We start from the raw sequence: 23,507 nt of genomic DNA, 5'->3' as shown, positions 1-23,507 counted from the left end.
CAAAACAGTTTGAGGAGCCGAGCTGACGATACCGGCAGAAATCTCCGGCCAGAAAGCTCGCACTTCGATACGGTTATCAACAACCCTGGCCATGGTGCCGGGGTTTTTTATTGCTACGCATGAGGTGGTCTATGGGGTCCAAAAAGAGGGGCCGTCGCGGCGAAAGCGGCAAGAATCGCAAGAGGAGGCCAAACAGCCCGCCGGGCAACAGGCCAGAAAATGAAGTGCCTGAAGAAGAAAAAAAATCTGACGACAGTATCCAGTCCAAATGGGAAAAGTTAAAAGATTTTGCGGGAAAAGGTAAGGATACCTATGACAAACTCAGCGCGGTCAATGATATAGGCGTAAATTATGAAAGGCTGCTGGCGGGTATGCGAACGCGAGGGGTGAGTGAGCCGCAGATCAAACAGGCGCAAGATGACGTTTTTAACAACTATATTCCCGGCACTTCTCGATTAGATCGGATGAGTATTCTCGCTGACGCGCAAAAAACCTTTAACCCTGGGCTCACCAAAGACAAGTCTCTGCAAGCGGCTGAAATGATGGTGCCGATACTCTCGCGCTATGACGTCGCCTCTAAATTGAGTGATGATGCCTACGATGCTTCTAAAGATGATAATCGAAATACTATCAATGATTTAGTTTCCTCAATGGACGCGCTAAACAACCCGGAACGCGCCACCGAAATAGTCGATAGCGTTTTTAAATATACTCAGGGCACCGGCCAGACTATCGATGAGAAGAAAACAGAGGCATTTCTCGCCAACAAAAGTGTGGCCAGTCACAACCAAAACCTGCACGCGCTTTTCAGCGTTCTTGAACCGGTTATCAGTGACCTCGGCGGTGATGAGACGGCCAGCGGTTTGCAGAAAGCCTCCGACTTTATTAACGGCAAGAAGCCATTGTTACCGAATTCTCGTCGGGAAATTTTAAGACTGGGCATCGGCAATGCGCAAGGTACGGGGCAGTCACCGAGTCTACATGCTCTGCAGAATTCAGACGTATCGAGCTACACGCAGCAGCTGAAAACCATTTACCAAGCCCACGGTATCAACAGTTCAGCCGATATGCAGCGTGAGAACGGCATTCTTTTTGGCCGCGCAGGAGCAAAAGTCTATAACCAGATAATGGACGCCATCGATAAAACGCAACCCAGTTATGACAGCGCCATGAGCGTTAAGTCGGTAGTCGATAATCCTGCAAATCAGCTGTTGCTCGCGAAAGATCAGGTTGAAAAGGCCAAGGCGGATGTTCAGTTATCGGCTGCAGAAAAGACTGGAATTATGCCGATTTTTAAAAAAATCAATCAGGGCCAGGCTAAAGCCAGCGAATACGCTGCAAACTTTATCGATAAACACCCGCTACTGGATAAGGTGGGTTTGGGGGGATATTTAGCTTATCAAGTCCCCGGTGTTAAATCCTGGCTTGAGAAAAAAGCGTTGGCGCTTGGCGGTCCTCTTAAACGAACCGGAGGCTATCTTGGCCGTATGGCCATCGATGTGGCAAAAAACAAATTGCCGGCGCTGGGAAGAGCGGCGTTGCCGATTCTGGAAGACGTTGCCTTACCTTTTGTGGCTGATATCGCGGCACCTGCATTAGTGGTTGCAGGCGTAGGTTATGCGGGCCATAGCGTGACACAGTCCGAAGAGATGGCTGAACTTGACAGGGTTAAAAGACGAAATTGGGCGTTAAATAACCCTAAGCTGCCCTATTACAATGGCGATGTAAATCTAAAAGACTTGTCTCCCAAGCCCGGAATATCTCCCTTATCCCAACTTCCAGAAGTGCCTTCCGCCTCGCAGCAGCCTATTACTATTCAGGTTAACTCCATTCTGGATGGCAAGAAGGTCGGCGAGGGCACGGCTACCTATCTCGCAAGGGAAGCCGCGAAACCCAGAAATAGCGTCAGCGGTTACGACGCTTCTCTCTACGGTATTTTACCCGGCTCTGTAAGCAAATTAACGACCAATTAACGGAGTTTATATGTCGGTATTAAGCGTACTGAATAAACTGGCCCCGGCGACAGACACGACCACGACCCGACTCAAACTCGGGGACTTCCAGTTTGCTGATTTTGAAGTCCCGGAACGTATGTCGATTCCGGCCAGGCAGAAAACAGTCATTCACCAATTGATTGGCGGTAAGCGCGTCATCGACGTGCTCGGCGTTGAGTACGACGCGTTTAGCTGGTCCGGCATTATTACCGGTGCCAAGGCGGGTGACCGGGTGACCACGCTGGAACATATGCGTGACGCCGGAAAGGTGCTGAAGCTTACGCTGGGAACCTATAGCTTTAACGTAGTGATCACCCGTTTTACGCCAGTGTTCGAGTTTATCTATCGTAGACCTTATACCCTCGAGGTGGCGATCGTTGAACGAACAGATGCACCGGTTCGCGCCGATACACTGACCGGTGCGCTGGATGCGCTGGTGAACAGCGACCTTGGCAAAGCACTGGATCTTGCCAGTATTGCGGGCTCTTCGTCGGTCAAAGGCGCCACCACCAAGGCAACTTCACTGATAGGTGAGGTGAAGACCGCAGTCAGTACCGTGCAGTCGGCAATAAACGGTGTGAAAAACTTTGCCTCGGCGACGATAGATGAGGTGCAAACGGTGGTCCGCCCGATAGTCGCCGCGCAGAAGTTGGTCAGTCAGTCGATTACCCAGGTTGAAACCGAGGCGAACAGCATTGCCACGCTCGGCGGTTTGGTTCCGGGGAATCCTATCTCAAAAACCATTACCAACCTGGCCACTCAGGCTCAAACCGCGGTACAGCTACCCGCGCTTTACCAGTTGCAGAGTGTGCTTGGGAGGCTGAGCAAAAACGTTCAGTCCGGCCAGACCGCAGACGGTGTCAAGACTATTACCCATTCTGGCGGCAACCTTTTCCAGCTGGCCTCCGAATATTACGACGACGTCTCCAAGTGGATTAGCCTTTACATAACCAATCATTTTACCGATACCACTCTCACCGGTATCAACACCGTGTCAATTCCCTCCAATCCAACCAGCGAAATTGAAACGAGCTAACTATGGATATCAACAACCCGATAGTGACGCCCAATGCGCGTGGCGTGGGTGGGCGATGCCTGTTAAACGGCGTCGAGGTACCTTTTGTATCATTTGACGTAGAAAGTAATTCGTTCAAATCGGCGTCAACATTCAATCTGACGTTGGCAACGTCGGCGCTTCCAGCCGCAATGGGATTGCTCAGCTACTGGTCCACCCAGACCACCATCAAGGTTGAGCTATCGGTAAAGCTGACGACCGCCTCGGGCACGGACGAGAAAAAGCTGATTGTCGGCAATATTGACAGTTGGGAGTTCAATCCGGCGCATTTTGAAATTACGGCCAGCGGGCGCGATTTTACCGGACTATTGATTGACGCCAAGTCAGCCGGAGAGAGCTTCAAGAACTACACCAGCTCGCAGATTGCCAGCCTGCTCGCGCAACGTCACGGACTGACTCCGATAGTGACGGCAACCCGCGGGCGTTTTGGTGAATTCTACCAGATTGACTCGGCGCATCTCACCGGCGAGCAGACCGAATGGGACCTGCTCAACCAGTTGGCGGCGATTGAGGGCTACACCACTTACGTGGACGGTAACAGCCTGTATTTTCAGCCGATCCCTGACCCCGCGAAGGCTAAAAACTATGTGATCCGCTGGCAGCCGCCGGGGTCGCTGGCTTATCCGCAGTGTAATGTTTCGGACGACTTGCATTTTAGCCGCGCCTTGACGATTTCAAAAGGCATCAAGGTCGAAGTGAAAAGCTGGAACTCAAAGCGCAAAAACAGGCAGTTCGTTGCCACCTATCCCAAGACTACGGCAACCAGCACCAGCACCAGCACCAGTGCTCAGCCGCAGCTTTACAGCATTGTCCGTAACGGGCTATCGCCGGAGACCGCCGATGCATTGGCAATGTCGATTTATAAAAGTATCTCGCAGCATGAAATGAAGTTCACCGCCTCGACCGCGGGGGACAACCTGCTCACGCCGCAGACACTTATCCGCATTGAAGGAACGCAAAGCCCGTTTGACCAGACTTATTACTGCGACAGCGTGCATCGTTCACTGAGCTGGGACGCGGGTTATACCATGTCGATTTCCGGCAAAAACCATAGCCCGGCACTGGAAACTTCATCATGAAAGCACTAATGAACGCCATTGCGGGGCGTGCGATGCAGGCCAGCGCAGGGGACACCGGCACGCGGCAGGGCATTGTTACCGCTTACGATCCCGATGCTTACGCCGTCAAAGTTCAGTTACAACCGACTGGTGAAGAAACAGGATGGATACCGTTGCAATCGCCCTGGGTTGGTAACGGCTGGGGGCTGGTGGCAGGGCCGGTGATTGGCGCGGTAGTGGTCATTGAACCTGACTCTTTCAACATTGGCAACGGTGTGGTCGCAGGGCAGTTGTTCAACGATATCGACCGGCCACCGTCTGTGCCGTCCGGTGAGTTTTGGCTGGTGCATCAGTCCGGCTCGCTGCTGAAATTCACCAACGATGGGCAAGTGCTGGTCAGTTCGCCCAAAAAAATCACCTATACCGCGCCCGCTCATCACTTCACCGGTGGCGACGTCACGATTGATGAAAACCTGACTGTAGTTAAAGACATTTACGATCAGAACCAGGCGGTGGGATCGGTCAACACTCTGCGCACTACTTATAACGGCCATACCCATATCGAGAACGGCAAGGGGAGCAACACCGCAAGTCCGAACCAGCAAATCAACTAAACGGGTAATTCATGAAGGATATTTATCACTATATAGGCGGTGACCTGAGCACCTCGCCGACGGGAGACCTGCGCCCGGTCGAAAGTACCGAACGCGGCAAGCAGCGGGTTCTCCGGCGGCTGATGACCAACCCCGGAGATTATATTTTTCACACCAGTTACGGCGCAGGTCTGGGCCAAAAAGTCGGTGAATCAGTCAACATTAATGAATGGACCGCGTTGATCCTTGGGCAAATGCTGCTCGAGGATGCGGTGGCGCAAGACCCGACGCCCACCATTACGCTGACCATTATCGATCAGGGCGTTAGCGTTTATGCCAGTTACACCGACGCAACAACCGGCACTCCTGCAACTCTTAGTTTTGACGTGACGAGGTAATCGCGTGGCTCTCAATTTAAAAACATTTGCAACACTGGTCAGCGATCAGGTCACCGCACTACAGGGTGCAGCTGCCGGGCTGGTGGATACGGCAATAGGCAGTATCTTGCGATCGATTGTTGAATCCAACTCAGCGGTAGTGATGTGGATCCAGCAACTTATCGTAGATCTTTTGGTGACAACCCGCGCCGCAACCAGCTCGGGCGATGATCTCGATAGCTGGATGGCGGATTTCAGCTTTACCCGCCTCGCGGCTACGGCAGCGACGGGGCAAGTGGTGTTCAGCCGCTTTACTGCGACCAATCAGGCGGTAATTCCGGTCGGCACTCAAGTGTCTACCACCGACGGCACGCAGGCCTATCTGGTCACTACGGATACCACTAATGCCGCCTATGACGCGACACAAACCGGCTATGTGTTAGCTGCCGGCGTGGCGTCAGTCAGTGTGCCGGTACAGGCCGTGACGGCGGGTGCGGCGGGAAATGCGCAGCAGGGAACGATCACCGTGATCTCCGGCTCGATTCAATATGTTGATACGGTGACTAATACGGTGACGTTTGGCAGTGGCGAAGATGCAGAAAGCGATACCGATTTTCGGGCCCGTTTTGTGCTGTGGATTGCCTCGCTCTCGAAATCGACCCTGTCGGCAATTGGTTACGCGCTGTCGAGTATGCAAAACGGCGTGACCTACACCTTGACCGAAAATCAGACCTACAGTGGCCTGTCTCAGCCTGGCTATTTCTATGCCGTGGTGGACGACGGAAGTGGCTCCCCGTCAAGTACCTTTCTGGGGCAGGCCTACAGCGCGATCGACGCGGTGCGCGGGTTTACGGTCACATTTAGCGTCTTTGCGCCTGAGCTGGTCACCGCCAATATCGCGATGACCCTCACGCTGAGCGCGCCCGCCGTGCGATCCGAGGTGGTGGCATTGGTCGACGCGGCGCTGGAGTCATACGTCGCGTCACTGGCTTTGGGGCAAACATTGCCTTTCACCCAGCTGGCCACCATTGCCTATGGCGCCAGCCCGTATGTCACCAACGTAACCGGGGTCACGCTGAACGCCAGTTCTGCCGATGACTTAACAGCAACCGCCAGTCAGGTTATTCGCGCTGGCACAATTTCGGTGAGCTAAATGGCGACGGGCGATTCCCAAGATATGTTAAGTCGTCTCAAGGCGCTTATTCCTCCGACCTGGTATGGGGACAGCAGCCCGATTAGAGATGCGATCCTCACCGGCTGCGCCACGTCGCTGGCCTGGTGTTATTCACTATACCGGTATGCAAAACTGCAAACCCGTATCAACACGGCGACCGACGGCTGGCTGGATATCGCTGCTTATGATTTTTTCGGTAAAAATCTGAGCCGTTCTGCTGGCCAATCGGACGAACTTTTTCGCAATACCATCCACACCAACCTGTTCCGCGAACGAGGGACGCGCCAGTCGATAATCAATATCCTTGAGGATTTGACCGGCAAGTCTCCCGACATCTTTGAACCTTCAAGACCGCAGGACACGGGGGCCTACGCAAGCCCGACTCTCGCCTACGGTTTGGCGGGCGGATATGGCTCCATCCTGATCCCTTATCAGGCTTTCGTTACCGCTTATCGGCCCGACGGTTCGGGAATTCCCTATGTTGCCGGTTACAACGCCGCTTCGGCAGGTTATAGCGACGCATCACGCGGCGAGTACGCCTCGCAAGACATGATCAGCGGTTTGATAACGGATGCGCAGATTTATGAGGCTATTGCCTCGGTGAAAATGGAAGGCACGCTGGTGTGGGTCAAAATATTATCGCATCGCACTGACGGCTATCCCCGCCTGGGGATTGATTTCACCCTCGATGAGTCATTACTGCTGGAATATTCGCAGTGGTAATGGCGTGCATCGCAAAACAATTATCCAACACTTATTTCCCTCCACTGGAGAATCACAATGGCATTTACTGATGGTCAACTTTTGACCGCGGCTGAATTAAACGATTTGGCCAATAAAGCCGATCTCGACAGCGCGGTTACAGCCAAGATTGACGAGATCAATGGCTACAGTTTAAGCGCTGCACAATCGGCAGACACAGCGGCCTCAAACAGTACTTCGGCGCAGAATGCGGTTACGCTTGCTCAGCAGGCGGCAGCCGAGGCCGAAAACTCTGCGAATGAGACATCGGCGACATTGGCTGCTGCGATAAAAGGCAGTAAAACCTTTGCAGACGGGGCAACGCTGACTTCTCTTCTTGACCAGATCAATGACGGTGCAAACTTATACTACTGGACGGGGGCTTACCCCAAAACGGTGGCGGCGGGTTCCAGCCCTGGTGACGATGGCTATGGCGAAGGATACTGGGCCGTTGTTGGTGATTCAGTCTTTCGTTCTGAATTGGCTACCAGTGAGGGATTTAAATACACCGGGCAGGTTGCGTCATATGCCGCACTGAAACAGGTTGTACCATCCTATGCTGGACAACCCATACTTTTAAAATCTTACTATGATAAGGCTGCAACCGGCTCTGCAAAAGGTGGGGGAAAATTCGTTGCTGTTCCATTTCAGAGCACGGTCACAGAAGATAATGGTTCTGTTTGTGTGGTTAATTCCTCATGGTATTGGAAACGTGTTATTGATTATTACTATACCCCGGAAATGTTTGGCGCGATGGGGGATGGTTCTGCGGATGACTCTGCTGCAATAAACTATGCTATTTCGGCAGCCTTTGTGGCCCACACTGACCAGGTACGTGGTGACGGTATATACTCGGTTAAAAGTCAAATTACCCTGTTATCGGGCTATCATGATCCTGTGGTTTCTGGGCAGGAAACGCGTTTGGGCGCATCGCTTTATTTAAACATCGTGCAAGTCGATCCTACCGGGTGGCCTTCAGTACCTGATAACTGGTGGAATGCTCAGGCAGTTTTTGTACCTCCAGCAAACAATGAAATTGAATCTTATAAGCTTCATGTCAATGCAATGGATTGTGCAGGAGTCGCTTCCGCTATAAGCACCACCAATGCCGCGATTAATACTTCTCATCTACATATAGGTTTTTTACGAAACTTTATTATTGGTTATAAAGACTATCTCGGGCAAATATTCTCAAGTGGCATGAGCTATATTAGTGGGGAAAACTGGCAAGACGGTTATGTGGGCGTTTTACACGGAGGTACTGGAAATGGTGGCGGCAATGGCGAATGTTTGCAGGTTGAGATTAACTGGTGTGCAAATAACCGCTATGGCGGTGTCTTATTTCTAGACAGAAGTCAATACAGCCAAATTTTAGGCGGAACTTATGACTATAATGGCCAATGGGCATCGTCTCTTACTTTAACAAACTTGTCTAGTTCTGGAGCTTATGATGTTGAATTCGGGGATAAGCTCACCAGTGGAACTCATTCTGGATATGCCTTATCATCACTAATGTTCAACGGTGTTCAAAATGATAGTAATCCAGTATTACTGATCACCGAAAGTGCGAATAAGAAAGATGGAACCTCTGACTACACAGTCGGAGACACAATAACCTTTGGAAGTTGGTCTGCAACAATTAGCGCTATTGCACTGACGTCAGCGGTTAATATTAATTATTTTGATATTGTTATTTCAAATAGAACGGCCGATTTTTCTAAATGTAATATCGCAGCAACTTATGTAGGTGGAATTAGTGGTCACAATCTTTTCACCAATACTATTTTATGTGCTAACTCATATGCTGTCGTTGACGCAATTAACTGGAGAGGACTTGGAATTGCGGGGGGGACCACTTCGTCATATTGGTACCTTAAGCATTTATATGGCAATAGTCCGGTATTTGAGTTCTATCCAACTAATTTAATTATCGATAAAGATGTTCAAATTCGAAACAACGCTTTCTATGGGTCCAAGGGAAGCTATAATGCCGTAGTTGGTACAGAAATCACGGTCATGTCATTCCCTGCTGCCACAGATGATCTCTATCCAGACTATTATACGGTATTAATCGGAACATCAATTATAAGCCAGTATGCAAAAGCCCTGATAAGGGTTACTACTACATCTATAAGTATCGAGGAATCAACTTTGGCCTATTTCAAGTTGGATGTATCCGGGTTTAATCTTACGGCAAACATTAATGGCTCAGATGCTCTAATAACTGTGACTTCCAGGAGGGAGATGTAAAATGGCTAACTATTTGTTCGGTGATTTTTATGCGGGAACTACGGTTACCTCTAGCTGCTATGCTTATATTACCAGTGTAGGGGCATCTGATGGAGCATCTTACCCTTTAGTCATTACAGTATATTCTGATGCGGATCAAAAAACCGCAATTTACTCTCGTACTGATATGCTTCTCGAAGTATTGGGTACAGTCGAAACTGAAGAGAACAAAGAGCTGCGGGCGTTAAGAATATTCAACAGCATGCTTGCCCCGCAAATGAGCCTAGTTTCTGACTCTTAATTTTAATTCCTATTCACTTTATTTTTGATATCAGTAGTTAATCAAATTGTTGAATACACGTTTAACTTAATGACTGCTGTTCCCGGAGAATTAAATGGATCGCCAAATCGTCTATCCAGGCGCAATTCCGCTTGAAACAGATCTATTAAATACCAATAAATATGCCTTAATAGGTTTGGCCAAACTGTCTTCATCAATAATGGGCGGCTCGACCTATTTTAGAGGGTTGGAGTGTACGCCATCCGATTCTGCCGCAATGACCATTGATATTGCTAAAGGCGAAATATATAGTCTGCAAAATATAGATGGAACCGCGTATTCATCAATTAATGCAGACACAACCAATTCAATTCTTAAACAAGGTATTATTCTTTCATCAACATCATTTACCCTATCGGCCCCGGAGACTGCGGGTCATTCAATTAATTATCTTGTTCAAGTGACATACAGTGATATTGATTCCGGCGCTACCGTTTTGCCCTATTATAATACCGCGAATCCAACCGTTGCTTATAGTGGGCCTGCTGGATCAAGCGCTGCGCAAAATACCGTCAGGTCCGGCGTATGTAGCGTTTCATTAAAACAAGGCGTTGCGGCATTAACCGGCACTCAAGCTACGCCGTTGCCAGATGAAGGATATAACGCAGCCTGGATCATTGCTGTGGCCCAGGGTGAAACGGCTGTTACTGCTGCTAACATTAGCGTTTCTCCTGATGCAACTTTTCTCCCGGCCAAGGGGATAGTTGATGCTGCACAGTCAAAGGTGATGACACACGGTGTTGATACCGGCGCGACCAATGCCTATTCCGTAAACTTTTCACCCGCAATTACTGCTTTGACGGATGGCATGGAGCTGACCTTCCTGGCAAATAGCAGCAATACTGCCGGAACCACTTTGGCCGTTAATTCTTTATCAGCTTCGCCACTGGTGAATATCGCGGGTTTAATTCTGGCGGGTGGTGAAATCGTTTCCGGCGGCTACGCTACGGTTAAATGGAATGCCGCGATTGACGCGTGGATGTTGATTAATTCAACGGGAATTGGGGCTTCATTAGCCAATCTTGGGCTGAGCTCGTTATCTTTGCAAGGGGGATTGTTGGGTATACCTAAAGTGTATACGACCAGTGGTACCTATACGCCGACCTCGGGGACCCGATTTGTGAAAATCACCTTAACAGGCGGTGGCGGCGGGGGGGGCGGCGCGAATGCCACGACTACTTCGCAATCCTTCTCCGGCGGCGGCGGTGGTGCCGGGGCCACAGTCGTCGCTTATTTTACGCTAACCGGAGTTAGCCATTACGCCATTACGGTCGGGAAGGGCGGCGCGGGCGCAAGTAACGCATCTGCAGCTACCGGCGGTACCAGCTCTTTTGCTGGATTATATTCTGCACTGGGGGGCGAAGGGGCAAAACTTGTCTCCGTTACCCGTGCGGCGGGGGGTTCAGGCGGAATTGCTGCTGGCGGAGTTATAAATATTGATGGTGGATATGGTAACGACGGGCAGAACGGTGCTTTTTTATTAACAGCAAACGGCGGCAGCTCCTATTGGGGCGGTGGAGGTCGCAGTTCAGATGGCGTGGTGGGTTTGGCTGGAGTGGCTTTCGGCTCTGGCGGTGGTGGTGCGTATGATGCTTCACTAACCGGAACTGCTTTTACCGGCGGTGCGGGTAAGTCGGGCATCGTGGTTATTGAGGAATACGCATAATTACACACGCCAACAAACAGCCACAAGAAAGTCTGTGCCAACTTTTTGAATAAATTTAAAAATCATAAATCCGCTGCGGCGGGTTTTTTATTTTGGAGACATAAATGGATCGCCAAATAGTTTATCCGGGTGCCATTCCGCTTGATAAAGACCTGCTGTACACCAATAAAAATACCATGATTGGTCTCGCTAAATTATCAGCGTCACTAATGGGTTCATCAACCTATCTTCGAGGACTGGAATGTACGCCATCGTCGCCCGCCTCGATGACTGTCAATATCGCCGAAGGTGAAATTTATAGTTTGGAAAACATTGATGGTACGGCCTATTCCTCGCTGGATGCCGATACCGTTAATTCAATTCTTAAGCAGGGGCTGATTCTTTCTGCTACCTCATTTACTTTATCTGCACCAGCAATCACGGGCCAGTCAAGAAACTATCTTGTCCAGGTCACTTATACTGACATCGACACCGATTCTGAGGTTTTACCGTATTACAACTCTGGGAATCCCTCGGTGGCTTACAGCGGACCGGAGGGAAATGGTGCAACGCAGGATACCGTTCGCTCTGGAGAGTGTTCAATCGCACTTAAGGCCGGTGTTGCAGCCGTTACCGGGACACAAGTCACACCCGCTGCTGATAATGGATACACTGCCGCCTGGGTCATTACCGTTCCTGCGGGGGCGACCACAATTACCACAGCCAATATCTCACTGGCAGTCAGCGCGCCGTTTATTCCCGCCTCGGGTCTGGTTGATGGCATTCAGAAAAAATTACTGACCCACGGTAGTGATACTGGCTCTGCCAACGTCTATAGGGTGGATTACAGCCCGGCGATAACTTCTCTGACCGATGGCATGGAGTTGACCTTCAAAGCGGCCTTTAGCAATACCGGAGCTTCTACATTTTCTCAAAATGGCCTGACGGTAAGCCCTATTTTCAGCGTAGGCGGCGGCGCATTAAAGGGTGGAGAAATTGTCTCCGGTGGCAGCGTGGTGCTTAAATGGAATGCGACACTCTCTGCCTGGTCTCTGATGAGTACGACCGGAAGTGGTGCTCAATTAGCCAACCTCGGTATTGGCAGTGGAACCTTCAAAGGCTGGCTGCTGGGGGCGCCAAAAGTGTTTACTGCCAGTGGCACCTACACGCCAACTGCCGGCACCAAAATGATCCGCGTAACCGTTACTGGCGGCGGTGGTGCGGGCAGTGGTTGTCAGGGAACGACGACAGCACAAACTATTTCTGGTGCTGGGGGCGGTGCCGGAGGAACGGCAATCAAGACCATGGCGATTACCCAAAGTTCTACCTATCCAGTCATCATTGGTGCTGGTGGCACTTCGGTTGCAGGAGCAAGTGTCAGTGGCGGCAGCGGTAACCCGTCCTCGTTCAATGGGGGGCTGATTGGTTACGGAGGTGGCGGTGGCGGCGGAGGTGTTACAGCGTCATCGGCCGGAGGAGTGGGAGGGGCATCTTCAGGCGGGGACATTAATATCAGCGGTGGCTATGGCAGTGATGGTCAGTCGGGTACTTTTGTCTTTGCAGGAAACGGCGGCACATCATTCTGGGGCGGGGGCGGTCGCGCGGGTTCAAGTTCTGGCTCTGTCGGGCAAGCTTACGGATCAGGCGGCGGTGGTACATATTCCAGTTCTGGTACAGCGCAAACAGGCAGTGCCGGTAAATCAGGCATTGTGATCATTGAGGAATTCTCGTAGATATTACATTACCGTTTGAATTCCAACGCGTTAAATAATCCGCCCTGTTGAAAACCAATATCTAAACCAGCCGATGCGATACAGAGAATATTGCTGTCACCAAGGGGCATTTCGCCCCCTGGTTTGCCATTCTTACAGCGGACTTTTAGGTTCTTCCTCTTTTAAAGAGGCGAAATTATCAATTGATTGCTGGCTGATAGTTTCATCGGCTTTTTCAATCAATGAAGTCATTTCAAGTAGTTCCTGGAATTTGGATAATAACAGTTCAGCATCTGATTTAATCAAATCATCCGAGGAGGCGAGCACCGAGTTGATGGCTTTACTTACGCTGCCTATCATCTCTGAAGGGCCTCCCTCTTTGCCAATCGTCAGCATCAGCGCGCTTATCAGCAGGGATTGTGCTTCAACCTGTGCAGTAAGCTGTTTAGATGCTGCATCCATTGTAGATATTTTGTTGAGCATGTGAATGATGACGTTTCTCATAAATACCCTTGGATCAAATGGTTAACTGCAATCCTAAACCACCGAGGTGACATAACCTCTGAGGTTTACTAAGCGAGTCCTTTTACGGAAAGCTTAATATGCCAGAAACAATGTCTTTTATGATAGCGAAGCATCACACTCATTGCGCAAATCCTATAAAAAAACCCACCAAAAGGTGGGTTTTAGCATGGTATGTTTCAGAGCCAGGCTGTTTAAACGATGCTAGGTTGTTTTAGTGATGATAGTAGCCGCCACCACCGCCGCCGTGGTAGCCACCGCCGCGATGACCATCGTGATAATAACCTGGCCAGAAACAACCGCTCAGTGAAGCAATAACCAGCATAACGCTAACCGCTTTTAATGCATTTTTCATGATCTACCTCCAATAAATTCATATTGAAAGTATCCAATATTCAACGTTTTTATCTATCAACTTTATCTTAAAAAAAAGAGTTAAAAAAAGAGATAAAAAAACCCACCAAAAAGGTGGGCGGAAAGAATTTCCAAAAATTTACACACATATGCTAATGATAGCGTTGGTTATCATACCATTTAGTTATTGTTCCGCATGTAAACTCTTTGTAAGCGTTCGTTAAATAAACACTAGTTCTGGACAAGGGTTTTATTCGTCCTGCTCATACTTTACGTAAGAGATAAAAAAGAGAGTTAATCCGCATGATGACTTATTAATACATATAAATAATCAGTAAGAAATTTATTATCACTTTCCTTTTTAGATCAATATTTATTCTTGGTCGTTACCGCTGGCTTCAAGTACCCGAGGTAAATTGTGTTCTATCCAGTCACTTAATTGAATGACTTGTTGATAGACTTCCAGCCCCAAGGGGGTGAGGGAATATTCAGTGTGTGGTGGCATCACCGGCAGCATGGTGCGATGAATGAACCCGTCTTTTTCGAAAGTTTGCAGCGTTTGTGACAGCATTTTTTCGCTGATACCGACAATTTTCTTTCTCAATTCGTTGAAGCGTAGAGTATCTTTGTCTAACGCGATCAAAACCAAAATGCCCCATCGACTGGCAATATGCTGCAAGACTTGCCGAGAAGGGCAGTTGATATCCAGCAACTTCCCGTGCCTAACTTTCTGAATACTATTTATATTGCTGTCGCTCATAGGTTTATTTCCAACAAATTTAATACTAACAAAATCGTAAGTACTTACTATTGGATAGTATATATTTTATAGTGCCTGCCGTACAAGGTGTGAACATCAATTACCTCGGGCAAGCTGGTGTGCTGAGTCTGCAAGTTTCATTTCTATGCAAAATTTAGCGTGGCCAAAGTTCAACTTATGGAGAACATTATGATCGCAGTTACGGGTGCAACAGGTCAGTTAGGCCGTTTAGTCATTGAAGCATTACTCAAGAAAATTCCTGCCGGTGAAATCGTTGCGGCGGTGCGCAATCCGGTGAAAGCTGAGGATCTCAAACAGTTAGGTGTTGTCGTTCGCCAGGCTGATTACAGTCAGCCTGAAACTTTAAAATCGGCGTTTACAGGAGTCGACAAGCTGCTGTTGATTTCCTCAAGCGAAGTGGGGCAGCGCAGTGCTCAGCATCAGGCGGTAATAGATGCGGCAAAAGGCGCGGGCGTGAAACTGATTGCCTACACCAGCTTGTTAAATCTGGATAATTCGCCATTGTCGCTGGCACGCGAGCACCGTGATACTGAGGCCGCTCTGCGCGCTTCCGGCATTCCTTTTGTGCTGCTGCGAAATGGCTGGTATACCGAAAATTATGCCGCCAGCATCGCGCCCGCATTGGCACACAACGCGTTTATAGGGGCTGCGGGCGATGGAAGAATTGCCTCTGCTCCCCGCGCAGACTACGCCCAGGCTGCAGCAAATGTGATTTTGGCCGATTCTCAGCAAGGTAAAGTGTATGAACTGGCTGGGGATGAAAGCTACACGCTGGCCGAATTTTCCGCCGAAATCGCGCGGCAGTCTGGCAAAACGGTAAATTATGTGAATTTATCTGAATCAGAATTCGCTGCGGCGCTGAAAGGAGCAGGGCTGCCGGAAGGTTTGGCGGATATGCTGGCGGACTCAGATGCCGGTGCCAGTAAAGGCGCGTTGTTTGATGACAGCGCAACGTTAAGTCGTTTGCTTGGGCACGGCACGGGTTCTTATCAGGACGTGATTGCCACTACCCTTAAATCGCTGTGATCAGGATTTTGCGCAGCCTATAAAAAGTAACAAAAAGGCTTCCCACAAGAGAAGCCTTTTAATATGTTCAAAGAACTAGTTTAACGAGAAAACAAATCCCGACGACGGCTCTTAACAAATTGAGCAACCGCGACCAGAATGCCAATCAGCAAGAATACGCCGAAGACTCCTACCAGCCACTGCGGCATGCCAAGTGTCAGGAAGGTCCAGGATCTCTCTGCACAGTCACCCGTTGCTACAAACACGCTCGGCAGCCATTTATCCAGCGGCAACCAGCCTGGAAAACGGGCAGCAAAGTCACAGGTGACAAAAGGTGACGGGTGTAGCTGGATCATAGTGTGTTGCCATGACAGGCGCAGGCCCTCGGCGGCACTGTAAATCCAGATAATAATCGCGCCGTAACGTAGCCAGGTTGCCGGGGCAATGGCTCCGACGATGCCAGCACCAAGAATGCCAAACAGGGCGCAACGTTCATAAATACACATCACACAAGGGAGTAACAACATCACGTGTTGGAAATACAGGGCAGCCAATTCTAGAACAAGTGCGGTCAATGCCATCAACAGCCAAGCTCCGCGCCCCTGAGAGCAACGGTTAAGATATTGCAACATAGGTTTATCTTCCATGCAGTAAACTATCGACAGGCAGTGTAAACCAATTTACCCCAACTGCCAGTGACTTAAGGGAAAAAATGTCTTTGCTAAATGTTTAGAAGATATGTTGCACAAAACCGCTATACAACGCACATTTCGTCCAAACCAATCTTAATAAGTAAGGAACAGAAGCTATAACCGAAGTTTTTCATCTGGTATGATGAGCTGAATTATAACTTCTTAAAAGACAGCTGAAGAAGCTGTAACGGAAAGCCACAAACATGGTTATAAAGGCGCAGAGTCCTGCCGGTTTTGCCGAAGAATATATTATTGAAAGTATTTGGAACAGCCGATTTCCTCCAGGTACTATTTTGCCAGCAGAAAGAGAGCTTTCTGAACTTATTGGTGTCACCCGTACAACGTTGCGTGAAGTGTTGCAACGTTTGGCGCGTGATGGCTGGCTGACTATTCAGCACGGCAAACCCACTAAAGTGAACAACTTTTGGGAAACCTCGAATCTCAATATTTTGGAAACACTGGCCCGTCTCGATCATGAAAGCGTGCCACAGTTGATCGACAACCTGTTGTCTGTGCGAACCAATATCGCGACTATTTTCATTCGCAAGGCAATGCGTTCCAATCCTGAAGAAACACAGCAGGTATTGGCCAAAGCCTCGGTAACGGACGATACCTCAGAAGCGTTTACCGAACTTGATTACGGCATTTTCCGCGGATTGGCATTTGCGTCGGGTAACCCGATTTACGGATTGATTATTAACGGCTTGCGCGGTCTGTACACTCGCGTTGGGCGCTACTATTTCTCCAATCCGGCTGCCCGCAAGCTGGCAATTGATTTTTATCAGCAGCTTTCCACTATTTGTGAAGAGAAAAAGTTTGATCAAATAGTCGACTGCGTGCGCAGTTACGGTAAGGAAAGCGGTGCGATTTGGCACAGTATGCAGCTTGCCATGCCCAAAGATTTAGCGGATCAACGCCGTTAAGCCGAGTGACAGTTTACTAGAAGGGCGCCTGAGCGCGTGATACCGGCGGTTAGCACTGGCTGGTATCAGGCGCTCAGGCGCCCTTTTTTGCTTTCTACTAGCTGATAAAAATACTTGCCATCAATTACAGTGCAGAAGGGCGAGCCGGACAGCGTTCCAGCATCTCTACGCTGCCGTCCTCGTTTAACTGCTCCATATAGACGTCGAATCCCCACAGTCGATGAATATGTTTCATCACTTCGCGGCGGCTCTTGTCCAGCGGCGCACGATCCTGCGGAATGTAACGCAGGGTTAAAGAACGGTCGCCGCGCAAATCCACGTTCCAGACTTGGATGTTCGGCTCGTGATTGCTCAAGTTGTACTGCGCTGAAAGCTCCTGACGAATTGCCCGATAACCTTCTTCATTATGAATAGAGGAAATCTCGAGATAATTGTTGCGATCGTCGTCGAGCACGGTAAACAAGCGGAAATCACGCATGACTTTTGGCGAAAGGAACTGACTGATAAAACTTTCGTCTTTGAAATCCCGCATGGCGAAATGCAGCGTTTCAAGCCAGTCAGAACCCGCGATGTCCGGGAACCAATATTTATCCTCCTCGGTCGGAGACTGACAAATACGTTTGATGTCCTGGAACATGGCGAAGCCCAGAGCATACGGATTGATACCGCTGTAATATGGGCTGTTGTAAGGCGGCTGGAACACCACATTAGTGTGGCTGTGCAAGAATTCAAGAATAAAGCGATCGCTGACTTTTCCCTCATCATACAGATGGTTGAGAATGGTGTAGTGCCAGAAAGTCGCCCAGCCTTCGTTCATGACCTGAGTCTGTTTTTGTGGATAAAAATACTGGCTGATTTTACGCACGATACGCAAAATTTCGCGCTGCCAAGGCTCAAGCAGTGGCGCATTTTTTTCCATAAAGTACAAAATATTTTCCTGCGGTTCGGAAGGGAAGCGGCGCACCTGTTCTGGCGCATCCTCTTTGTCCTTGCGAGGCAGGGTTTTCCACAGGGTATTTACCTGACTCTGCAGATAGGCTTCGCGACTTTCCTGGCGGGCTTTCTCTTCAGTCAGCGAAATTTTCTGCGGACGTTTATAGCGATCGACGCCGTAGTTCATCAGTGCATGGCAGGAGTCGAGCAGGCGTTCCACCTCTTCCTCGCCATAACGCTCTTCACAGCGGCTGATGTAACGCCGTGCAAAGATCAGATAGTCAACGATAGAGCTGGCATCGGTCCAACTGCGGAACAGGTAGTTATTTTTAAAAAATGAGTTGTGTCCATAACAGGCATGGGCAATAACCAGCGCCTGCATGGTGATGGTATTTTCTTCCATCAAATACGCGATACAAGGATTGGAGTTAATCACAATCTCATAGGCCAGACCTTGCTGACCGTGCTTATAACGCTGTTCGGTTTCGATAAACTTTTTACCGAATGACCAGTGGGTATAGTTGATAGGCATACCGATGCTGGAATAGGCATCCATCATCTGCTCGGAGGTGATTATCTCGATTTGATGCGGGTAGGTTTCTAGCCGATAACTCTTGGCAACCCGGTCAATCTCTTCCAGATAGGTCTGGAGCAACTCAAACGTCCAGTCTGGTCCATCACTCAAACGTTTGTCTTCAGTTTTATGTTCCTGGGTCTTTGTCGTCATCAGCGCACCCTCAGTCAGTTACGGACGCAACAGTGTTTTAAATATATGCATCCACTATTAATCGTAGCTCAATCTCAACCTCGTGCAGGCCGTAGAGCATATTTATATGCTTTTTCATTGCCTTAACGATTTAACAATTTTAGCTGGGGCAAACCGGGGGATGAGACTTTTCCCCGGTTACGAAATCTATATCCCTAGCGGCTGATGGTGTCAATGACAAAGCAGAAGAATGCTTTGTAAAGAAATTCTTATGATTCAATCTCGGCGCGGCCCAGCGCCGACTTTACTCGGAAATTGAAAAGAAAATGACTGGCCAGAGCCAGAATACATACCCCTGCTGCGCCATACAGTAGAACCCCACTGAATCCTGAAATCAGCGCCTCTCGCGCTACAGAGGCCAGAGCCGGAGATAAAGAATTTTCGCCACCGGCCAATTTTTCGGCAAGAGATTGCAGCCCTTGCATACTATTCTCTGCAGGAAGAGCTTCGCACAACGCCAGCTTTACTCCCGCAACCAGCAGCGTTCCCATCATGGCGATATTGATTGCCAAAGTAATCAGTCTGGCACTCATGTCCATTCCCGAGGCCATACCGGCCCGATTGGCAGGTAAAGCGCCGGTAGTCGTATGGGTTACCGGAGTATTTGTCAGCCCCAGCGCCACTCCGGCCACCACGGCACCCGGCAGCACGCCCATAGTCCCATGCAGTCCGAAGTACATTAGCCAAAAACCCATGCCAATCCCCAGCAATCCGCAGGGAATTACTTTGCCTGCGCCAAATCTTGAAACCAGTCTTGTGGCGAGCGGCGGCATTAGCAAGGTAGGCAGGGTATAGGCCAATAAATAAAGTCCCGCGGTCACAATGTCGTAGCCCAGTACCGTCTGAAAATAGATGGGCAGATAAATCATAAACGGCCAAAAACTGAAATTCATGCCTATCGACCCCAGCAACGCGCCGGAGAAAGCGCGGTTACGGAATACGGTAAAATCAAACATCGGATGCGGATGGCGGCGCTCGATATAAATGAATATCATCAGGCACAGCAACGCAATGCCGACAATGAACAGTCCACGATCGCTGAGATAGCCTATTTGTCCGCCCTGGGTGATATAAAATGTCAGGCTCAGCACCGTGGCGCTCAGCGAGACGACTCCGCCAACGTCCAGCTGCTGATTTTCGTGATCGCGCGATTCCTCGACATTTTTATAAGCCAGCAAGCCAGTGATTATTGCGATCACCACGTGGATCAGAAAGACCCATTGCCAGCTCGCCAAAGCCACAATCAGGCCACCAATCATTGGCCCAAATCCCAGCCCGAAACCAAACACCACACCCCAGGCGGTAAACGCCGTATTGCGTGCTTTCCCAGGTGGAAATTGCGATGACAGAATGGCAATCAGACAAATTAGCATCGCGCCACCGCTCATTCCCTGTAGAAAACGGCCAAAGATAATCAATGAGGGAGAATTCGCAGCGCCACAGAGCAAAGACGTCAGGCCGAATCCTGTAATACTGATTAAAAATAAACGCTTGCGACCAAAACGATCCGCCAGTGTTCCGGTCGCCATCAGTACGGTGGTGCAGGCCAAGGTATAAGCATTCATTATCCATTGCAGTTGGGTAAAGCTGGCATGGATTTGCTTTTCAAGTATTGGCAGGATTACCGGAACGCTGGATATCTCTAATCCTGACATCATCGCGGCCAGACACACGGCAGTAAGCGCCAGTTTGTTTCGAGTCGAAAGTAAAACGGCCATAAGAAAGTCCTATCACGCTGTAAAGGCGGTCAGGATGAAAGATTCGAACAATACTGGAAATATGTGGTTGTGCCATATATCGTCAATATTATGCCAATGAGAAACCCGTAAATTATGCCAACACTTTCCGTAACACCTGTGTTTAATCGACGATTAGTGCTTCTAGCCTATGAAAGGCTGTGTACTTTCGAATTTGGGATTGCCGTTGAGGCTTTTGGTCGGGCGGATGAAACTACCGGCGAGCCGCTGTATGAGATGGCCGTTGCTTCAGTTGAAAATGGAATTTTTGCCGCGCAGGGGGGAATACGGCTGGTGGTGGATGGTGGCCTTGAACTGCTGGAAGGTGCAGGGACCATCGTTATTCCGGGCTGGCGCAGTATTGACGAACCGCCAACTGCCGAGTTAATTGCCGCTTTACAGCAAGCTCATGCCCGGGGCGCGAGGATTGTATCGATTTGCGCTGGAAGTTTTGTGCTGGCCGAAGCCGGGTTGCTTGACGGCAAACGCGCTACTGCCCACTGGAACAGTACTCAGGCGCTGGAGGATCGTTACCCGGCAATCAAGGTGTGCCACGGCGTGATTTATGTCGATGAAGGCAGCCTGATAACCTCATCGGGAGGGGCTGCGGGCGTTGATCTGTGCCTTTATCTCATACGTCGTGATTACGGAACGGTGGTGGCGAACCGCGCGGCACGCAGGATGGTCACGTTTTCCCATCGTGAAGGAAATCAGGCGCAGTATTTGCCCCAGCCGGTGAGCGGCCGAGAAAGCAAAAGTCTTTCGCCACTGCTCGAAAGTCTGCGCAGTCGACTGGATAAACCGCTGGCTATTGCCGAGCTTGCCGCGGAAGCCGGAATGAGTCGCCGCACTTTTCTACGTCGTTTCCAGGAGACTACGGGCACGAGTCCGGGGGAGTGGATGCTTGGCATCAGGATACAAAACGCCTGCCGACTTCTTGAAAGCCAAACTCTGAGTATTGAGCACGTTGCCGAACTTGCGGGTTTTGGATCGGCGGAAACGCTACGCCACCATTTTCGTCAACGGATGGGGATTACGCCAACGCAATATCGCAAACAGGCAGTGGAATCACAGCCGATTCAGCATTCCACCGTTTGATCTCTCGGCGTGGCATGAAAATCGGGATTATAAATCTCCATGCTCGTTAAAAGGGCATGCCATGGTGCAGAAACAGAGAATCTCATTTAATAGCGGTTGGGTAGTTGAATGTTTCAATTTTTAGCCACCAATCCAGCATTTAATCCTGAGTATGGGTTCGCTTTGTGAAGGCCAATTGCTCTTGATAGCAATGATAGCATTGCTATCAAAATGCCAGAAATTACTTCCAATTAGCAGAAAATGTTGCTGTATATCGTTATTTAGTCGCGCCTATTGAAAAATTATTCAGTTTCAACGATAAATGTTTGTGAAATTCTTCACAATTCTGGCTCTGAATGTTGGGTTAACGCCGTTTTCAGGTTAACTTCTGCGCCAGAATATTATGCTTTGTAGTAAGCCGAACTGGAGTCGAGTATGCGAGTGGTGATTTTAGGCAGTGGTGTAGTAGGTGTCGCCAGTGCATGGTATCTGGCAAAGGCGGGACACGAAGTTACGGTGATTGACCGTCAGTCCGGCCCGGCAGAAGAAACCAGCGCAGGTAATGCCGGTCAGATCTCACCCGGTTATGCCGCTCCGTGGGCCGCTCCTGGTGTTCCGTTAAAGGCCATCAAGTGGATGTTCCAGAAACACGCGCCTTTGGCAATTCGTCTCGACGGCACCAGTATGCAGTTGAAATGGATGTGGCAGATGCTACGTAACTGCGACATGAATCATTATCAGACCAACAAAAGTCGCATGGTGCGTTTGTCGGAATACAGCCGTGACTGCCTCAGGGCTTTGCGTGAGGACACCGGCATTCAGTATGAAGGTCGTCAGGGCGGGACATTGCAGTTGTTCCGCACCGAACAGCAGTTCGCCAGCGCCGCTAAAGACATTGCCGTGCTGGAAGAAGCCGGGGTGCCTTACCAGCTGCTGGAGTCGAGCCAGTTGGCTACCGCTGAACCTGCATTGGCGCAGGTGGCCCATAAGCTGACGGGTGGCCTGCGTTTGCCTAATGATGAAACCGGTGATTGCCAGCTGTTTACTCGTCAACTGGCTGAAATGGCGCGTAAAATCGGCGTGAAATTTGAATTTAATAAAAGCGTGGATCGCCTTTTGGTTGAGAATGGCCAAATTTCAGGCGTGCAGTGTGGCAGTGAAATCGTAAAAGCCGATGCTTATGTGGTGGCATTTGGGTCTTATTCCACCGCGCTGTTGGCCGATTTGGTGTCGATCCCGGTTTATCCGCTGAAAGGTTACTCACTGACTATACCTATCGCGGACGAAGCCTCCGCGCCGTTCTCTACCGTGCTCGACGAAACCTATAAAATCGCTATTACTCGATTCGACCAGCGGATCCGCGTAGGCGGGATGGCGGAAATTGTTGGTTTTAATACTCAACTGGCCAAGGCGCGTCGAGCAACGCTGGAAATGGTGGTTAAAGATCTTTACCCCAACGGTGGCCGCGTTGAAGAGGCGACTTTCTGGACCGGCCTGCGCCCAATGACGCCAGACGGCACGCCAATTGTTGGTAAAACCACCTTGAAAAATCTTTACCTGAACACCGGGCATGGAACTTTGGGGTGGACCATGGCCTGTGGTTCGGGTCAGTTGCTTGCCGATATAATGTCGGGCGTGACTCCGGCAATTCCGTCAGAAGACTTGTCTGTTGCGCGTTATAGCGCAGACTTTATCTCGCACAACGATAAAGCCCATAAAATGCATCCGGTAGGCTAAAGCTTTCTGAGTCGGAATATAAAGATAAAGGTCCGCCGCATTT

At 49.7% G+C, this 23,507-nt stretch carries 21 protein-coding genes; 15 read left to right on the top strand and 6 right to left on the bottom strand.

The annotated features are described in order from the left end of the window. Positions 1-131: 131 nt before the first annotated feature. From SPM24T3_RS17135 to SPM24T3_RS25170, 11 genes are all read left to right on the top strand, one after another. Complete coding sequence (locus SPM24T3_RS17135; protein ID WP_009638055.1) at positions 132-1,973, top strand: hypothetical protein; 1,842 nt, start codon at positions 132-134, stop codon at positions 1,971-1,973. Positions 1,974-1,983: 10 nt separating this feature from the next. Further along, positions 1,984-3,030: a hypothetical protein gene (locus SPM24T3_RS17130; protein ID WP_009638054.1), complete on the top strand. Its 1,047-nt coding sequence runs from the start codon at positions 1,984-1,986 to the stop codon at positions 3,028-3,030. Between the two features lie 2 nt (positions 3,031-3,032). After that, positions 3,033-4,148: a type IV secretion protein Rhs gene (locus SPM24T3_RS17125; protein WP_009638053.1), complete on the top strand. Its 1,116-nt coding sequence runs from the start codon at positions 3,033-3,035 to the stop codon at positions 4,146-4,148. Then, positions 4,145-4,741, top strand: a complete 597-nt coding sequence (locus SPM24T3_RS17120; RefSeq protein ID WP_009638052.1) for a phage baseplate assembly protein V — start codon at positions 4,145-4,147, stop codon at positions 4,739-4,741. Before SPM24T3_RS17125 ends, SPM24T3_RS17120 begins: the two co-directional genes overlap by 4 nt. A gap of 11 nt (positions 4,742-4,752) precedes the next feature. Beyond that, positions 4,753-5,118, top strand: a complete 366-nt coding sequence (locus SPM24T3_RS17115; protein ID WP_009638051.1) for a hypothetical protein — start codon at positions 4,753-4,755, stop codon at positions 5,116-5,118. A 4-nt stretch (positions 5,119-5,122) separates the two neighbouring features. Then, positions 5,123-6,250: a baseplate J/gp47 family protein gene (locus SPM24T3_RS17110; protein WP_009638050.1), complete on the top strand. Its 1,128-nt coding sequence runs from the start codon at positions 5,123-5,125 to the stop codon at positions 6,248-6,250. A gap of 24 nt (positions 6,251-6,274) precedes the next feature. After that, positions 6,275-6,994, top strand: coding sequence for a hypothetical protein (locus SPM24T3_RS17105; protein WP_237713104.1), 720 nt, complete (start codon positions 6,275-6,277; stop codon positions 6,992-6,994). A gap of 57 nt (positions 6,995-7,051) precedes the next feature. After that, positions 7,052-9,262: a hypothetical protein gene (locus SPM24T3_RS17100; RefSeq protein WP_009638048.1), complete on the top strand. Its 2,211-nt coding sequence runs from the start codon at positions 7,052-7,054 to the stop codon at positions 9,260-9,262. Between the two features lies 1 nt (position 9,263). After that, positions 9,264-9,542 (top strand): hypothetical protein, encoded by a 279-nt coding sequence (locus tag SPM24T3_RS17095; RefSeq protein ID WP_009638047.1) that lies wholly within the window; start codon positions 9,264-9,266, stop codon positions 9,540-9,542. Positions 9,543-9,636: 94 nt separating this feature from the next. Beyond that, positions 9,637-11,247 carry a hypothetical protein gene (locus SPM24T3_RS24320; RefSeq protein WP_009638046.1) on the top strand — a complete coding sequence of 537 codons (1,611 nt, stop codon included), beginning with the start codon at positions 9,637-9,639 and terminating at the stop codon, positions 11,245-11,247. A gap of 104 nt (positions 11,248-11,351) precedes the next feature. After that, positions 11,352-12,959, top strand: coding sequence for a hypothetical protein (locus SPM24T3_RS25170; RefSeq protein ID WP_009638045.1), 1,608 nt, complete (start codon positions 11,352-11,354; stop codon positions 12,957-12,959). Positions 12,960-13,091: 132 nt separating this feature from the next. Here SPM24T3_RS25170 and iraP read toward each other — a convergent pair whose 3' ends face one another. The 3 genes from iraP to SPM24T3_RS17070 all read right to left on the bottom strand — a co-directional run bounded on the left by iraP (position 13,092) and on the right by SPM24T3_RS17070 (position 14,574). Continuing rightward, positions 13,092-13,442 carry an anti-adapter protein IraP gene (gene iraP, locus SPM24T3_RS17075; protein WP_037378955.1) on the bottom strand — a complete coding sequence of 117 codons (351 nt, stop codon included), beginning with the start codon at positions 13,440-13,442 and terminating at the stop codon, positions 13,092-13,094. 232 nt (positions 13,443-13,674) lie between these two features. After that, entirely contained in the window at positions 13,675-13,815 is a 141-nt protein-coding gene (locus SPM24T3_RS25750; RefSeq protein ID WP_192807957.1) for a hypothetical protein, read from the bottom strand. Between the two features lie 372 nt (positions 13,816-14,187). After that, positions 14,188-14,574, bottom strand: a complete 387-nt coding sequence (locus SPM24T3_RS17070) for a helix-turn-helix domain-containing protein (protein WP_009638042.1) — start codon at positions 14,572-14,574, stop codon at positions 14,188-14,190. 189 nt (positions 14,575-14,763) lie between these two features. Between SPM24T3_RS17070 and SPM24T3_RS17065 the strand changes: the two genes are divergently transcribed. Then, positions 14,764-15,621 carry an SDR family oxidoreductase gene (locus tag SPM24T3_RS17065; protein WP_009638041.1) on the top strand — a complete coding sequence of 286 codons (858 nt, stop codon included), beginning with the start codon at positions 14,764-14,766 and terminating at the stop codon, positions 15,619-15,621. 80 nt (positions 15,622-15,701) lie between these two features. On the opposite strand, the gene dsbB is transcribed toward SPM24T3_RS17065, so the two are convergent. Further along, complete coding sequence (gene dsbB / locus SPM24T3_RS17060; protein ID WP_009638040.1) at positions 15,702-16,232, bottom strand: disulfide bond formation protein DsbB; 531 nt, start codon at positions 16,230-16,232, stop codon at positions 15,702-15,704. 263 nt (positions 16,233-16,495) lie between these two features. Here dsbB and fadR point away from each other — a divergent pair, with 263 nt between their 5' ends. After that, positions 16,496-17,215, top strand: coding sequence for a fatty acid metabolism transcriptional regulator FadR (fadR, locus tag SPM24T3_RS17055; protein ID WP_009638039.1), 720 nt, complete (start codon positions 16,496-16,498; stop codon positions 17,213-17,215). Between the two features lie 124 nt (positions 17,216-17,339). Here the strand turns inward: fadR and SPM24T3_RS17050 are convergent, their stop codons facing one another. Continuing rightward, positions 17,340-18,875, bottom strand: coding sequence for a SpoVR family protein (locus SPM24T3_RS17050; protein WP_009638038.1), 1,536 nt, complete (start codon positions 18,873-18,875; stop codon positions 17,340-17,342). A gap of 248 nt (positions 18,876-19,123) precedes the next feature. Continuing rightward, complete coding sequence (locus SPM24T3_RS17045; RefSeq protein ID WP_009638037.1) at positions 19,124-20,632, bottom strand: MFS transporter; 1,509 nt, start codon at positions 20,630-20,632, stop codon at positions 19,124-19,126. A gap of 114 nt (positions 20,633-20,746) precedes the next feature. On the opposite strand from SPM24T3_RS17045, the gene ftrA reads away from it, so the two are divergent. Together ftrA and SPM24T3_RS17035 are read left to right on the top strand one after the other, a co-directional pair. Continuing rightward, the gene (gene ftrA / locus SPM24T3_RS17040) at positions 20,747-21,748 is read left to right on the top strand and encodes a transcriptional regulator FtrA (protein ID WP_009638036.1); all 1,002 of its coding nucleotides are present in this window, start codon (positions 20,747-20,749) and stop codon (positions 21,746-21,748) included. A 414-nt stretch (positions 21,749-22,162) separates the two neighbouring features. Then, positions 22,163-23,464 (top strand): D-amino acid dehydrogenase, encoded by a 1,302-nt coding sequence (locus SPM24T3_RS17035; RefSeq protein WP_009638035.1) that lies wholly within the window; start codon positions 22,163-22,165, stop codon positions 23,462-23,464. The last annotated feature ends 43 nt before the right edge of the window (positions 23,465-23,507 follow it).

The organism is Serratia sp. M24T3, from assembly GCF_000257645.1.
In the GTDB taxonomy this organism is placed as follows: Bacteria; Pseudomonadota; Gammaproteobacteria; order Enterobacterales; family Enterobacteriaceae; genus Rouxiella.
Note: the sequence above shows the minus strand (reverse complement) of the source record. Positions and strands in the feature narration are given on the sequence as shown.

Excerpts from the sequence above, each read along its gene's own strand:
- SPM24T3_RS17135 (WP_009638055.1), top strand. The coding sequence starts at position 132 with ATGGGGTCCAAAAAGAGGGGCCGTCGCGGCGAAAGCGGCAAGAATCGC.
- SPM24T3_RS17130 (WP_009638054.1), top strand. The coding sequence starts at position 1,984 with ATGTCGGTATTAAGCGTACTGAATAAACTGGCCCCGGCGACAGACACG.
- SPM24T3_RS17125 (WP_009638053.1), top strand. The coding sequence starts at position 3,033 with ATGGATATCAACAACCCGATAGTGACGCCCAATGCGCGTGGCGTGGGT.
- SPM24T3_RS17120 (WP_009638052.1), top strand. The coding sequence starts at position 4,145 with ATGAAAGCACTAATGAACGCCATTGCGGGGCGTGCGATGCAGGCCAGC.
- SPM24T3_RS17115 (WP_009638051.1), top strand. The coding sequence starts at position 4,753 with ATGAAGGATATTTATCACTATATAGGCGGTGACCTGAGCACCTCGCCG.
- SPM24T3_RS17105 (WP_237713104.1), top strand. The coding sequence starts at position 6,275 with ATGTTAAGTCGTCTCAAGGCGCTTATTCCTCCGACCTGGTATGGGGAC.
- SPM24T3_RS17100 (WP_009638048.1), top strand. The coding sequence starts at position 7,052 with ATGGCATTTACTGATGGTCAACTTTTGACCGCGGCTGAATTAAACGAT.
- SPM24T3_RS17095 (WP_009638047.1), top strand. The coding sequence starts at position 9,264 with ATGGCTAACTATTTGTTCGGTGATTTTTATGCGGGAACTACGGTTACC.
- SPM24T3_RS24320 (WP_009638046.1), top strand. The coding sequence starts at position 9,637 with ATGGATCGCCAAATCGTCTATCCAGGCGCAATTCCGCTTGAAACAGAT.
- SPM24T3_RS25170 (WP_009638045.1), top strand. The coding sequence starts at position 11,352 with ATGGATCGCCAAATAGTTTATCCGGGTGCCATTCCGCTTGATAAAGAC.
- iraP (WP_037378955.1), bottom strand. The coding sequence starts at position 13,442 with ATGAGAAACGTCATCATTCACATGCTCAACAAAATATCTACAATGGAT.
- SPM24T3_RS25750 (WP_192807957.1), bottom strand. The coding sequence starts at position 13,815 with ATGAAAAATGCATTAAAAGCGGTTAGCGTTATGCTGGTTATTGCTTCA.
- SPM24T3_RS17070 (WP_009638042.1), bottom strand. The coding sequence starts at position 14,574 with ATGAGCGACAGCAATATAAATAGTATTCAGAAAGTTAGGCACGGGAAG.
- SPM24T3_RS17065 (WP_009638041.1), top strand. The coding sequence starts at position 14,764 with ATGATCGCAGTTACGGGTGCAACAGGTCAGTTAGGCCGTTTAGTCATT.
- dsbB (WP_009638040.1), bottom strand. The coding sequence starts at position 16,232 with ATGTTGCAATATCTTAACCGTTGCTCTCAGGGGCGCGGAGCTTGGCTG.
- fadR (WP_009638039.1), top strand. The coding sequence starts at position 16,496 with ATGGTTATAAAGGCGCAGAGTCCTGCCGGTTTTGCCGAAGAATATATT.
- SPM24T3_RS17050 (WP_009638038.1), bottom strand. The coding sequence starts at position 18,875 with ATGACGACAAAGACCCAGGAACATAAAACTGAAGACAAACGTTTGAGT.
- SPM24T3_RS17045 (WP_009638037.1), bottom strand. The coding sequence starts at position 20,632 with ATGGCCGTTTTACTTTCGACTCGAAACAAACTGGCGCTTACTGCCGTG.
- ftrA (WP_009638036.1), top strand. The coding sequence starts at position 20,747 with ATGCCAACACTTTCCGTAACACCTGTGTTTAATCGACGATTAGTGCTT.
- SPM24T3_RS17035 (WP_009638035.1), top strand. The coding sequence starts at position 22,163 with ATGCGAGTGGTGATTTTAGGCAGTGGTGTAGTAGGTGTCGCCAGTGCA.